The 11924-nt window shown below is 67.5% G+C and carries 14 protein-coding genes; 6 read left to right on the top strand and 8 right to left on the bottom strand.

All coding sequences use genetic code 11. The annotated features are described in order from the left end of the window. Both AB0I10_RS38255 and AB0I10_RS38250 read left to right on the top strand, forming a co-directional pair. On the top strand, nucleotides 1-886 hold an 886-nt coding region (locus AB0I10_RS38255; protein ID WP_363157360.1), incomplete at its 5' end, for a DUF4091 domain-containing protein. Nucleotides 887-1061: 175 nt separating this feature from the next. Continuing rightward, complete coding sequence (locus AB0I10_RS38250) at nucleotides 1062-2423, top strand: sugar ABC transporter substrate-binding protein (RefSeq protein WP_363157359.1); 1362 nt, start codon at nucleotides 1062-1064, stop codon at nucleotides 2421-2423. Between the two features lie 140 nt (nucleotides 2424-2563). Here the strand turns inward: AB0I10_RS38250 and AB0I10_RS38245 are convergent, their stop codons facing one another. Continuing rightward, a complete protein-coding gene (locus AB0I10_RS38245; protein WP_363157358.1) occupies nucleotides 2564-3553 on the bottom strand; it encodes a helix-turn-helix domain-containing protein in 990 nt (329 codons plus the stop codon). 127 nt (nucleotides 3554-3680) lie between these two features. Here AB0I10_RS38245 and AB0I10_RS38240 point away from each other — a divergent pair, with 127 nt between their 5' ends. Then, nucleotides 3681-4565 (top strand): NAD(P)-binding domain-containing protein, encoded by an 885-nt coding sequence (locus tag AB0I10_RS38240; RefSeq protein ID WP_363157357.1) that lies wholly within the window; start codon nucleotides 3681-3683, stop codon nucleotides 4563-4565. A 2-nt stretch (nucleotides 4566-4567) separates the two neighbouring features. After that, nucleotides 4568-5194: a maleylpyruvate isomerase N-terminal domain-containing protein gene (locus AB0I10_RS38235; protein ID WP_363157356.1), complete on the top strand. Its 627-nt coding sequence runs from the start codon at nucleotides 4568-4570 to the stop codon at nucleotides 5192-5194. Between the two features lie 274 nt (nucleotides 5195-5468). On the opposite strand, the gene AB0I10_RS38230 is transcribed toward AB0I10_RS38235, so the two are convergent. From AB0I10_RS38230 to AB0I10_RS38210, 5 genes are all read right to left on the bottom strand, one after another. After that, entirely contained in the window at nucleotides 5469-5939 is a 471-nt protein-coding gene (locus AB0I10_RS38230) for a hypothetical protein (protein ID WP_363157355.1), read from the bottom strand. 62 nt (nucleotides 5940-6001) lie between these two features. Next, a complete protein-coding gene (locus AB0I10_RS38225; RefSeq protein ID WP_363157354.1) occupies nucleotides 6002-6697 on the bottom strand; it encodes a DNA alkylation repair protein in 696 nt (231 codons plus the stop codon). 178 nt (nucleotides 6698-6875) lie between these two features. After that, the gene (locus tag AB0I10_RS38220; RefSeq protein WP_363157353.1) at nucleotides 6876-7514 is read right to left on the bottom strand and encodes a maleylpyruvate isomerase N-terminal domain-containing protein; all 639 of its coding nucleotides are present in this window, start codon (nucleotides 7512-7514) and stop codon (nucleotides 6876-6878) included. A 136-nt stretch (nucleotides 7515-7650) separates the two neighbouring features. Further along, nucleotides 7651-7929: a hypothetical protein gene (locus tag AB0I10_RS38215; protein WP_363157352.1), complete on the bottom strand. Its 279-nt coding sequence runs from the start codon at nucleotides 7927-7929 to the stop codon at nucleotides 7651-7653. After that, complete coding sequence (locus tag AB0I10_RS38210) at nucleotides 7926-8546, bottom strand: TetR family transcriptional regulator (protein WP_363157361.1); 621 nt, start codon at nucleotides 8544-8546, stop codon at nucleotides 7926-7928. The genes AB0I10_RS38215 and AB0I10_RS38210 overlap by 4 nt, the downstream gene beginning before the upstream one ends. Before the next feature lie 104 nt (nucleotides 8547-8650). Between AB0I10_RS38210 and AB0I10_RS38205 the strand changes: the two genes are divergently transcribed. Next, nucleotides 8651-9586 carry an oxidoreductase gene (locus AB0I10_RS38205; RefSeq protein WP_363157351.1) on the top strand — a complete coding sequence of 312 codons (936 nt, stop codon included), beginning with the start codon at nucleotides 8651-8653 and terminating at the stop codon, nucleotides 9584-9586. 9 nt (nucleotides 9587-9595) lie between these two features. On the opposite strand, the gene AB0I10_RS38200 is transcribed toward AB0I10_RS38205, so the two are convergent. Together AB0I10_RS38200 and AB0I10_RS38195 are read right to left on the bottom strand one after the other, a co-directional pair. Continuing rightward, nucleotides 9596-10404, bottom strand: a protein-coding gene (locus AB0I10_RS38200) for an IS5 family transposase (protein WP_363157350.1) whose coding sequence is annotated in 2 segments (ribosomal slippage) — nucleotides 9596-10065 and nucleotides 10065-10404 — 810 coding nt in all. Because the reading frame shifts where the segments join, the coding sequence is not laid out codon by codon here. Nucleotides 10405-10470: 66 nt separating this feature from the next. Further along, the gene (locus AB0I10_RS38195; RefSeq protein ID WP_363157349.1) at nucleotides 10471-10992 is read right to left on the bottom strand and encodes a MarR family transcriptional regulator; all 522 of its coding nucleotides are present in this window, start codon (nucleotides 10990-10992) and stop codon (nucleotides 10471-10473) included. Between the two features lie 52 nt (nucleotides 10993-11044). On the opposite strand from AB0I10_RS38195, the gene AB0I10_RS38190 reads away from it, so the two are divergent. Then, complete coding sequence (locus tag AB0I10_RS38190; protein ID WP_363157348.1) at nucleotides 11045-11743, top strand: TIGR03086 family metal-binding protein; 699 nt, start codon at nucleotides 11045-11047, stop codon at nucleotides 11741-11743. Nucleotides 11744-11924: the final 181 nt, after the last annotated feature.

Raw genomic sequence — 11924 nt, 5'->3', positions numbered from 1 at the left:
TCCGATCTGCGAGTGCCAGGCGCAGGGGATCGCCCGGTTCGAGTGGTCGCACCTGTTCACACAGTGGGGAGCGGCGCACGCCCCGCGGGTCTACGAGGGCCACGGAGCCGACAGACGTGCGCTGTGGGACGACCGGACCGCCGGGACCTCCGATATCTACACCAGGTTTCTGAGTCGGCTCCTGCCGGAGCTGGAACGCTTCCTCGCCATCGAAGGGCTGCATGAGCGCAGCCACTTCCACCTGTCCGATGAACCGGACGGCGACGAGGCGCTGACCAATTACCGGGCCGCACGAGAGCTCGTGCGCCGGCTGGCGCCGTGGATGCGCGTCATGGACGCACTGAGCGATGTCCGTTTCGCCGCGGAAGGGCTCATCGACGTGCCGATCCCGATCGTCAGCACCGCGCCGGACTTCTTGGTGCAGGGGCACACCGCATGGACGTACTTCTGTACCGAGCCTCGGGGCCGCTATGTCAACCGACTGATCGATACACCGCTGCCCAACCTCCGGATGCTGGGCTGGCTGCTTTACCGGACCGGTGCCAAGGGCTTCCTTCACTGGGGTTACAACTACTGGTACCGACATCTGACAACCGAGCTCGTCGACCCGTACCGGGTTACCGACGGTGGCGGGTCGGCGCTGCCCAGCGGTGATGCCTTCGTGGTGTACCCGGGCGACGACGGACCGGTCGACTCCCTGCGGTGGGAGGTCTTCTCCGAGAGCATGCAGGACCTCGCCCTGCTACAGCACTCGGGCATCACAACGGACCATCCGCTGCTGGCCGGCCTGCGGGACTTCGCCGACTTCCCTCGCGACCGCGAATGGTTGGTGCGGAGTCGGCGCCGGGTGCTGTCGGCGGTGGCAGAGAGTCAGTCATCCGGCTGAGGGCGTGGGCGCGTCGCTGGCTCGGCTGCTCCCGCCGCCAGGGGCCGACGTCCCGATAGTTGCAATTTTTACGATTCCCTACCTCTTGTCGAACCTCCGTCGAGTGTGGTTCAACTCACTTTCACGAGTCGCCAACCGCATCACGAGTCACCAACCACATGAGGAGCCGATCACGGTGATCCGAACACTCCGCACAGAACACCGGATACGCACTACGGTCGTGGCTTCAGCGGCCGGGGTGCTGCTTGCGGGGTGCGCCGGCGGTTCCGGGGGTTCTTCCGAGAGCCGTGCCATCAACGTGCTGATGGTGAACAACCCGCAGATGCTGGAGGTGCGGAAGCTCACCGCGGACCACTTCACCAAAGAGACAGGCATCAAGGTCAACTTCACCGTGCTGCCGGAGAACGACGTCCGGGACGAGATCAGCCTGCACTTCTCCAGTCCGGCGGGGGCGTACGACGTCGCCACCATCAGCAACTACGAGGTGCCCTTCTACGCCAAGAACAAATGGCTGCTGCCGCTGGACGGGTACGCCTCGAAGGACAAGACGTTCGACCAGGCCGACATCCTCGCGCCGATGCGGCAGTCGCTGACCGCGGACGACGGCAAGCTGTACGGTGAGCCGTTCTACGGTGAGTCGTCCTTCCTGATGTACCGCAAGGACGTCTTCGCCGCCGAGGGTCTGACCATGCCGGCCCACCCCACGTGGCAGCAGGTCGCCGACCTGGCGGCGAAGACCGACGGCGCGCAGCCGGGCATGAACGGCATCTGTCTGCGTGGCCAGGCGGGCTGGGGTGAGGTGATCGCACCGCTCACCACGGTCGTCAACACCTTCGGCGGAACGTGGTTCACCAAGGACTGGGAAGCACAGCTCACCTCCTCCGCCTTCAAATCCGCCACCGAGTTCTACGTCGACCTGGTCCGGAAGCACGGCGAGTCCAACGCCGCCGAGTCCGGGTATGCCGAGTGCCTCAACGACTTCACCCATGGCAAGACCGCCATGTGGTACGACTCCACGGCCGCGGCCGGTTCCCTGGAGGCAGCGGGCTCCCGGGTGAAGGGCGAGGTCGGCTACGTCCCCGCCCCGGTCGACAAGACCAACAGCTCAGGCTGGCTCTACACCTGGGCCTGGGGAGTACGGAAGTCATCCGAACAGTCCGACGACGCCTGGAAGTTCATCTCCTGGGCCTCGGGCAAGCAGTACCAGCAGCTCGTCGGACGGACCACCGGATGGGCCAACGTACCCGCCGGCACCCGCGCCTCCACCTACGCCAACCCCCAGTACCGCGCCGCCGCATCCGCGTTCGCGGATGTGACCCGCAACTCGATCGCCGGCGCCGATCCACGCAACCCCGGCCTCCAGCCGCGGCCGACGATCGGCATCCAGTTCGTCGGCATCCCCGAGTTCTCCGATCTCGGCACGAAGGTCTCCAACGAGATCAGCAACGCCATCGCGGGGGCCCAGTCCGTCGACCAGGCTCTGCGCAACTCCCAGGAGTTGGCCAAGGAGGTCGCCAAGCAATACCAGAAGGAATGAGCTGATCGCCCTGGGCGAGGCGGGCGCGTGTGATGTCACTCTTCCCCGATATCTGACGCTTCCTGCCGGCAGTCTTCTTGCCCGCGTCGATGCTCTGCCCGGCGGCGGGGGGAGACCCACATCCCGGGTGTCGTGGCCCGCTACGTCCGCGGGAAGGCCCGTCGGTAGTCGCTCGGCGACACCCCGATCTGTTTGAGGAAGTGGTGACGGAGGTTGTTCGCTGTGCCGAGGCCGCTCAGTTCCCCGATCCTGGCGATCGGCAGGTCTGTCGATTCCAGCAGGCTCTGGGCCCGTCGCAGACGCTGGTTGAGGAGCCACTGCAGCGGAGTCGACCCGGTGGCCGCTTGGAGCCGCCGGTAGAGAGTGCGCGGGCTCACCGCGGCCCGTTGCGCCAAGTCCTCGACCGTCAGCGGTTGGTCGAGGTTCGCCCGGGCCCAGTCCAGTACGGGCCCCAGGCCCCGGTCGTCGGTGGCGGGCACGGGCAGGTCGATGAACTGTGCCTGGCCGCCGGGCCGGTGAGCGGGCACCACCATGCGGCGGGCCAGCTGGTTGGCGACATGCGGGCCCAGGTCGCGGCGTACCAGATGGAGGCAGAGGTCGAGTCCGGCGGTCAGGCCGGCGCTGGTGAGCACATCACCGTCGTCCACGTACAGCACCGAGTCGTCGACTTGTACCTTCGGGTAGCGCGCGGCCAGTTGAGCGGTGTGCATCCAGTGGGCGGTGGCGCGGCGGCCGTCGAGCAGCCCTGCCTCGGCGAGTGCGAAGGCGCCGGTGCACAGGGAGACCATGCGGGCGCCTGCGTCGTAGGCGTGGCGCAGGGCCGTGATCAGCTCTTGGGGCAGCGGTCTGCCCTCGTCGACGCAGGGATCGGGTACCGAGGGCACGATGACCGTGTCGGCGCCGACAAGGTCGTCGAGCCCGTAACGGGTCCGCAGTGACAGTCCGGTTCCGTTCGCGGGACCGTCCTGAAAGGGCTCCTGCGTACTGCACAGCCGCAGGTCGTACCAGGGGTCGGCCAGGTCGGGCTGCGGCTTCCCGAAGACGGTGCAGGGGATGCTCAACTCGTACAGGTCCCATGAGGGGACCCCGATTTCCTCGGTCACGACCACGGCGACGGAACCAGCATTCATGCCTTGCAGCGTATGGCAGGAATTTGGCGGTTGCCGTCACCGGTGTCACTGTTCCCGGTCGCCGCACGCTGTGAGCATGGTGCCTACGTGATCAACCGCCAGGTGCGGACAGACAGGGAGTTGAGGCATGGATTTCGATCGCTCGGCCGTGACCGTCATCGGATTGGGCTCGATGGGCTCGGCACTGGCCACCGTATTGCTGGAGCGGGGCCACCCGACCACCGTGTGGAACCGTTCGGCGCACAAGGCGCAGCCGCTGGCCGACCGAGGCGCCCAGCTGGCCGCGACGCCCGAGGAGGCGATCGCGGCGAGCCCGCTGATCATCACTTGCGTACTGGACTACGAAGCGCTGCACGCCGCCCTCGACCCCGCCGCGGGCTCCCTGGCGGGCAAGGCCCTGGTCAACCTCACCTCCGGTTCCCCGGAGCAGGCCCACGAAGCTGCCGCATGGGCCCGCTCGCACGCCGCCGACTACCTCGACGGCGCGATCATGACCACCCCGCCGGGGGTCGGCAGCCCCGAGATGATGTTCCTCTACAGCGGTTCACACACCGTCTTCGAAGCGCATCGTCCGACACTGGCGTCCCTGGGCGACCCTCTGCACCTGGGCACCGACCCGGGTCTGGCCTCCCTCTACGATGCCGCCCTGCTCGGCCTGATGTGGTCCACCATGACCGGCTGGCTGCACGGCACCGCACTGGTCGGCGCGGAGAAGACAGAGGCCACGGCCTTCACACCCCTCGCGATCCGCTGGCTGAGCGCCGTGGCCGGTTTCCTGACCACTTACGCGCCCCAGGTCGACGCCGGCCACTACCCGGGTGACGATGCCACCGTCGACGTACAGATCGCGGCCATCGACCATCTCCTCCACGCCGCGGCGGCCCGCGGCATCGACAACGCCCTGCCCGAACTCCTCAAAGCCACCATGGAACGGGCCCGGGCCGCAGGCCACGGCTCCGACAGCTACGCGAGTGTGATCGAAGCCCTGAAGAACCCGGCGGACAGCAAATGACCATGCCCCCGACAGCCACCACCGCTCCCGCGCCGGCCCCTCCGGCTACCACCCCACGATGGACGGACCTGCTCGCCACCGCCACCGACGACTGCCTGGCCGCCCTCCAGAAGGGAGCCGACCACGACTGGTCGCGCCTCGCCCACGACCTTGACTGGACCTGCCGCCAGACCCTGGACCACCTCGCCCTCGGCCTGACGGGCTACGCGGGCCTTCTCATCGCCCGCCCCGTCGACCGTTACGTCACCCTCTTCGCCTCTCTCGACCCCCAAGCCCCCATCCCCGCCTGCCTGGACGGCCTCCGCATCGCGGCGTCCCTCCTCACCTCCACCGTCCGCGACACGGCTGCGGACGTACGAGCCTGGCACCCCTGGGGCCACTCCGACGCCACCGGTTTCGCCGCCATGGGCATCACCGAACTGGCCGTCCACACCTACGACATCACCCGCGCCCTCGGAATCCCCTGGGCCTTGCCCGACGACACCAGCACCGCCGTCCTGGCCCGCCTCTTCCCCGACGCCCCCTCCGGGCACCGCCCGTCCGACACTCTGCTGTGGTGTACGGGCCGCGCCCCGCTTCCCGGGCTGCCCCGGAGCACGGACTGGCAGTGGGACGGCACCGTACGCTGACCCACTCGCCCAGCGGCGCTGGGCGGAGCGCCGGCCGGCAGGCACACCCCGGGACTCGGCGGAGACAGCCGACGCGTAGTAGGCCCTCACCGGCGGATCGAATCCTGCCAATCCGGGGCGCTCGCCGAGCCGTTGGGCGGGACCTGGAGAGCATCGGATGGATCCGCCGGAAAGGCCCGGGGCCTGCCATCAAAGTGTTCTTGAGTGGTGGATCAGAGCCGTCGAACGGTGCCACATGGCAGCGGAGTGCGCAGCCCGGTTGGGCTGGCGAAGCCTACGTAGCGCTGCTGGAGAGGATGGGACGTGATCCGCCGGCCTTCGGGCACACCCAGGAGGGGATGCCGTTCACTACTTCCGCAACCGCCGGGTGCCCGTGGCCCGGGCACGGCGGAACCGGAGCGCCGCCGGTGTTCTCCAGCACACTGTCCTGCAGCTGATCGGCCAGCAGGGCCACGGCTTCGGCCTCGCCCATGGTCTGGTCCACAAGCACGGAGATCGAGGAACCATCGCGGTACGCGAGTGTGACGACGACCGTGGAATCAGCCGAGTGAGCAAGGGCCGGTTCACTGGCCTGTTCGTCCCAGTCCAGGCGTAGCCGTGATCCGAACACTGCACCGGAACCGAGATCTTTCGGCTCTCTGGCAGGACCGGTCGTCGTAACGTCCAGTGTGTGGCCGGCGGGGTCGCCGAGCTGGTGCAGGATCGTCTCCGCCCAGCCTCGAACCGATGCAGTGGTCAGATTCATTGCCGCTTCGCTACTTATTGGCCTTGACCCTGGCAGCCCGTGTGAGGCCGCCGGTACCGTTCCTAGTTGTCGTGCTGTCGACGCACCATCTCGGTGATCCAGATGGGTGCGAACGGAGACGTGCAGCCCGGGGAAGTCGGGTAGTCCTTGAGCACCTCCAGGCGCTCACCGATGTCGATTGCACGGGTGCGGTGCTCGGCGTGCTCGATCCCGATCTGAGCCAGGCAGTGGTTCATCGCCCACTGCAGGCGATCCGGGGCGTCTTTCATCTCCGTCTCGATGACGTCGAGCAGTCCTGCGAGGTCGAGGCCCTCGGGCTTCTTCGTCACGCGTTCGGTCGTCAGCGCCCATCCGGCACTCGCGACCACGGGATCCGGATCGGCGGACCAGGCCAGGCGCAGCTCTTCCGAGTGCGGGTTCTTCTTCACCACATAGTTCACGAGCCAGTCGTGCACCTTGGGTGTGCGCGCCTCGCGCAACATGACGTCCAACTCGTCACACTCGAACGCCTTCGGGCGGCAGATCAGGATCGCCAGCAGTCTCGCCGCGGTGTCATCCGTCTCCCAGAGCTGGCACGCGAGTTCCTGCTGGGTCTTCAGCCGCTTCGCGAGCGCGCGCAGCTTGCTGAGGTTCACACCGTGATCGTCACCGTGTTTCTCGTTCACCTCGCGTGCCTTCGGGTCCTCAAGCTCGGCCAGCTCGGCCATCACCTCGTCCACCATCGTCTCGGCCACCTCAGCCTCCGCACGTTCGGCCATTCAGACTTCAGTGAGACGAACCTACAGGTCACCAGACTTCAATGAGAACGATCAACCTTCACTGAGACGGGACAACACGGGCATGCGGAAGGTGGTCACGGTCGACGGGGAGGACGCACCGGTGTCCGGGCGCAGGCCGAAGTGGTCTACGCCCGGTGCATGGCATCGGTACAGGCGCTCACGCGCCCTGGGTGCCGTACCAGCGCCACTCGGTGAGTCGTGGGCGATCGGGGAGGGCGGTGCGTCCAGTTGCCCACAGCAGGATCTCCCAGACATCAAGATCGATGACAACATGGGGAAAGAGCTTCTTCAGGACCCGTTCGCACAGCTCCCTTGGCGGCGACCACTCCAGATTCAGCCCCTGAGCGATGTCGTGGGTGTGCACGAGGGTCTCCACAACGCCCATTGCGGCAAAGCCCTCTGGATCCGAGGGCCCAAAGACGTGGTGAGCAACGGTGGTCGAGGGGGCAGTGCTGAGGACGGAGGCGAGCAGACCACCACACGCTTCCAAGATGGTCAGGAGGCCCTCGGGACCCGAGGCGCGCTCAACGAAGATGACGTTTGCCGGCCCACCGCTTCGGTCACTGCCCGTCCGGAACGGCAACACCGTGGAGATCGGCGGCTTGGTGAGCCCAAACCTCGCGGCGTAGGTGAACAGGTCATCGGCCAAATGCTCGAGCGTCTCCCAACACGTCCACTCAAGCGTTCCCGCCTTGGCCTCCCAAGCCCGGGGATCTGCATCCCGCAAGGTGTCGATGGCCAGAGTGACGACCCGACGCACGTCCGCTCCGTCGACCACGGTCTCTACGCTGTGCATGCGGAGGATCGTAACAACGGCCAACATGGGGCGTAGTCCGCCCGGCGCCGACTACCCGGCCGAACCGTCCCGCCATGCGCCCCATCACGACCTCGCGCATGCCCCGCCCGCTCGAACTGGCGGATCCGGTCGGCGGTCAGCTCCAGTGCCTGAAGGTCGGTACGCCCTGACGCTCGCCGTCCGCGAGGTCGTTAGGGGCTGTCTCCTTGGTCGGCGTCGGGTCCAGCTCCTTACTGATCGTTTCAAAATGGGTGGGTAGTTGGCGCACCGCCGCGCTGTCGGCAAGCCCGTCGGCCTCGCGAAAGTGCCTGCTGATCGACGCGACCAGCCAGCGCAGTCGTTGGCTCAGTGGCACATCGGTAGACACCGCCCACCAGCAGACACCCCTTGACGGCTGCAGAAGCAGCTCACTCATCCACCGCGATGCACGTGCGCGGGAGAGGTCCGCCGTTCGACGGCGTCCAACGCCGGGGCGATGATGGCGAAGGCCCGGTTGGTCAGTTCGGAGGGGTCCTCGGCACTGCCGTCGTCGCTCCACCGATGCAGCACGGTGTTGAAGGCGGTCAGAGTCATCCCAGCGGCTAGCTGCGGGTACAGGTCGGTGTCGGGGTCGAGCCCCAGGCGGCGCGCCAACTCCGCCGTCAGGTCGTCGCGCCACTGCGCCTGGCGCTCCAGGAAGCGTGCGAGCAGGGCGGGGGTACGCAGAATCAGCTGAACCACTCGCAGTGCTCTGTCGGAGTGGTCGGCGCAGGCGGCGATGGGGACCGAGACGGCGTGCTGCAGCGCCGCAGAGGGGCACTCCTCGATGGGGCGGGCCGCCAACTCTGCGCGAATGCCGGTGCCCATGTCGGCCAGGAACTGGACGACCACGTCCTCCTTGGACGCGAAGTACCGGAAGAACGTTCGCTTGGACACGCCGGCTGTGGTCACGATCTCGTCGATGGTGACCGCGTCGAACCCCTTCAGCGCTAGCAACTGCAGTGCCGCTTCGGTCAGTTCGTCCGAGACGAGCTGACGTTTGCGCTGGGCCATGCTGATTTCAGGGCGGGTACTCACCGGACGATGGTAACGCCATGCCTCGTGTGACACCTAGGCGCGTCTTGACACCAAGTGCCACTAGAGGCACCGTATGCCGCATGACACAGCATCAGCGCTGGACTGCCGAGCAGATTCCGGACCAGACCAAGCGGGTGTTCGTCGTCACCGGGGCCAACAGCGGCCTCGGCCTGGCGACCACCCGAGCGCTCGTCCGCCAGGGCGGGCACGTGATCCTTGCGGTACGCGACGAGGGAAAGGGTCACCGGGCGGTCGCAGAGATCACCGCCGATCAGCCGGGCGCCAGCCTCGAGGTGCGCCACCTCGACCTGGCCGATCTCGACTCGGTCCGAGCCTTCGCTCATCAATTGCATACCGACCATCCGCGGCTGGACGTGCTCGTCAACAACGCCGGCGTGATGGCGCCGCCGCGGACGCTCAGCGCGCAGGGCCACGAGTTGCAGTTCGCCGCCAACCATCTCGGCCACTTCGCGCTCACCGGGTTGCTCCTCGACCTGCTGACCGTCGGGCGCGACCCCCGCGTGGTCACGGTGAGTTCGACCAACCACCGGCAGGGGCGCCTCTTCTTCGACGACCTCTCCGGCGAGCGCAAGTACTCGCCCATGGCCTTCTACAACCAGTCGAAGTTCGCCAACGCTGTCTTCGGATGGGAACTCCACCGGCGGCTGACCGCGGCCGGCGGCCCGGTGCGCAGCTTGCTCGCCCACCCGGGTTATACCGCCACCAACCTGCAGACGAGCGGGCCGGTCGGCGTGGTGAAGGTGCTGTTCGGCCGCATCCTCACTCCGCTCGCGCAGTCCCCGGACCAGGGAGCGCTGCCCCAGCTGTACGCGGCGACCGCCCCCGACGTGGAGAGCGGGCAATTCATCGGGCCGGACGGCCTGGCCGAGCTGCGCGGCGCACCGACGCGGGTGCAGTTGTCCCCCGCGGCGGCCAATGCCGAGACCGGCCGCCGTCTGTGGGAGTTGTCGGAACAATTGACCGACGTGCCGTTCGTGTTTCCGACCCTTGTCTAACTGATCGTTTCAAGGTGATTGGGGTAGTCGGCGGAGGCAGATGATGATGCAGGCGAGTTCGAGCAGGCTCTGGTGAAGGTCGGCTCGGCGTTCGTAACGGATGCGGAGCCATTTGAACTGATGGAGCCAGGCAAAGGTACGTTCCACGACCCATCTGGTCCGGCCGAGCCCTGACCCGTGGACGTCTCCCCGGCGCGCGATGACGGGTTTGATGCCCCGCTTCCACAGCAGACGGCGGTACTTGTCGAAGCCGTAGCCCCGGTCGGCGAACAGCCGGCCGGGCCTGTGGAGAGGGCGGCCGGGCAGCCCCGGGATATGCGGGATCGCGTCCAGGAGCGGAAGGAGCTGGGTGACATCGTGACGGTTGCCGCCGGTGAGGGACACTGCCAGCGGAATGCCGTGCCGGTCGACGATCACATGGCGTTTCGGCCCCGGTCTGGCCCGGTCGACGGGCGAGGGGCCGACATGGTCCCCCCTTTGAGTGTCCTGATGTGGGAGCCGTCGACGGCGCAGCCGTCCATGTCAAGGACCCCGGCCACCCGCAGCTCGGTGAGGATCACGTGGTGCAGGCGGGGCCGGACGCCCGCCTCGGTCCAGTCCTGCAGCCGGCGCCAGCTCGTCACTCCCGAACAGCCCACGACCTGCGCCGGCACGTCACGCCAGGCAACTCCCTTGCGCAGCACGTAGACGATGCACGCCAGGGCCGCCCGGTCCGGCGCCGGCAAGCGCCCCGAATGATGAACCCGCCGTGCGGGACGCGGCGGAAGGAGCGGCGCGATGCGCTCCCTCAGGGCATCAGGAACAAGATCACCGGACACACCGCACACCTGCCCATCCGAAGCCGCCGCCATCCCGCGCCAGCGACCTCATTCTGAAACGGTCAGTTAGTCGGCGTCGGGTCCAGACGAGGATTGCGGCGAGCCCCGTCCAGTCTTCCGCGACGTCAGTTCCGGCAGCTCGGACAGGGCCTGCAGCCCCTTCAGGAAGCCGGCGCGGTCGGCGGCCGGCAGCTGGGTGAGCAGTTGCTCCTCGCCTTGCTGGATCGCGGCCTGTACCGCATCCCGCAGCCGCCTGCCCTCGGCGGTGAGCGACAGCAGACGAACCCGTCGGTCCTTGGGATCCGGCTGACGGCGGATCAGCTCACGGGCCTCCAGATCGTCGAGGACGGGGATGATGCGGGTCTTGTCCGCCCGGATGGCCTCGGCCAGCGCCGCTTGTGTGCGGATCGGTGACTCGTCGAGGTGCAGCAGTACCGAGTACGCCCACATCGTCAGACCGTGCGCGTCGAGGATCGGCTGCTCGGCTGCCATGAGCGCACGGCCCAGGGGCACGATCATCGCCGCCAGATCGGGACGGGTCGGCCGCCCCCTGGATGTGGTGTCGCTGTCGGCTGCGTTCTCGACCATGGTCAAGAAAATACCCGTTGACAATTCATGTGCTCACGCAGATCGTAAGCACATGCATATGAATCATCTGGATGCGCCCGCATCGCACGCGGACTTCGCACGCCTCCGGCACCTCAATGCCCAGGCGGTCCGGGACAGCGTGAACCTGATACGCCGGATGACCCCCGGCGATCTCCTCAGGCCAACCCCCTGCTCGGCGTGGACACTGTCGGACCTGCTCGCCCATATGACCGCCCAGCACCACGGATTCGCGGCGGCAGCGCTCGGGCACGGGTGGGACCTGTCGCACTGGTCGGTCCGGCCACTCGGCGAGGATCCCGTCACGCAATACGGCGACGCAGCCGAGAACGTCATCGCCGCGTTCACAACCCTGGAGAGCCCCGACCGCGAGTTCGCCCTCCCCGAATTCACCCAGGCTCAGACCTTCCCCGCCGCCCGCGCGATTGGCTTCCACCTTCTCGACTACGTGGTGCACAGCTGGGATGTCGCCCGCACCCTGGGCATCACGTACGCACCCGGCTCCGAACTCCTGCAGGCCGCACTGCCGATAGCCCGCGCCGTCCCGGACGGCGACTCCCGGCTCGCCCCAGGCAGCGCCTTTCGGCCGGGACTGGCTGCGGACGACGGCACCGGCACACTGGAGAAGATCCTGACAACCCTCGGCCGCTCGCCGGGCTGGCGCACCCCCTTCATCCGCGACCACCACGCCGGCCCGGAGCGCGGCGCACCTGCCGGAGACAGCACTTACTGAAAGCCCTAACGGACGCACCGCGCAGGCCAAAAGCACGCAGCGCAAACCCATCCGCGGACCTGCCCCCGGCCTCAGGCGAATTCCAAGGGTCGTTGCAACACAGGTGATCAACTGGCTGTCGCCAGGAGCTTAGCGAGACGCTCAGCTGGGGTTTCCCAGCCGAGCGTTTTGCGTGGTCGGC

The sequence above is a fragment of the Streptomyces sp. NPDC050636 genome, assembly GCF_040654775.1.
GTDB lineage: Bacteria > Actinomycetota > Actinomycetes > Streptomycetales > Streptomycetaceae > Streptomyces.
This window is presented reverse-complemented; position numbering and strand designations above follow the sequence as displayed.

Excerpts from the sequence above, each read along its gene's own strand:
- AB0I10_RS38245 (WP_363157358.1), bottom strand. The coding sequence starts at position 3,553 with ATGAATGCTGGTTCCGTCGCCGTGGTCGTGACCGAGGAAATCGGGGTC.
- AB0I10_RS38240 (WP_363157357.1), top strand. The coding sequence starts at position 3,681 with ATGGATTTCGATCGCTCGGCCGTGACCGTCATCGGATTGGGCTCGATG.
- AB0I10_RS38235 (WP_363157356.1), top strand. The coding sequence starts at position 4,568 with ATGCCCCCGACAGCCACCACCGCTCCCGCGCCGGCCCCTCCGGCTACC.
- AB0I10_RS38230 (WP_363157355.1), bottom strand. The coding sequence starts at position 5,939 with ATGAATCTGACCACTGCATCGGTTCGAGGCTGGGCGGAGACGATCCTG.
- AB0I10_RS38225 (WP_363157354.1), bottom strand. The coding sequence starts at position 6,697 with ATGGCCGAACGTGCGGAGGCTGAGGTGGCCGAGACGATGGTGGACGAG.
- AB0I10_RS38220 (WP_363157353.1), bottom strand. The coding sequence starts at position 7,514 with ATGCACAGCGTAGAGACCGTGGTCGACGGAGCGGACGTGCGTCGGGTC.
- AB0I10_RS38215 (WP_363157352.1), bottom strand. The coding sequence starts at position 7,929 with ATGAGTGAGCTGCTTCTGCAGCCGTCAAGGGGTGTCTGCTGGTGGGCG.
- AB0I10_RS38210 (WP_363157361.1), bottom strand. The coding sequence starts at position 8,546 with ATGGCCCAGCGCAAACGTCAGCTCGTCTCGGACGAACTGACCGAAGCG.
- AB0I10_RS38205 (WP_363157351.1), top strand. The coding sequence starts at position 8,651 with ATGACACAGCATCAGCGCTGGACTGCCGAGCAGATTCCGGACCAGACC.
- AB0I10_RS38195 (WP_363157349.1), bottom strand. The coding sequence starts at position 10,992 with ATGGTCGAGAACGCAGCCGACAGCGACACCACATCCAGGGGGCGGCCG.
- AB0I10_RS38190 (WP_363157348.1), top strand. The coding sequence starts at position 11,045 with ATGCATATGAATCATCTGGATGCGCCCGCATCGCACGCGGACTTCGCA.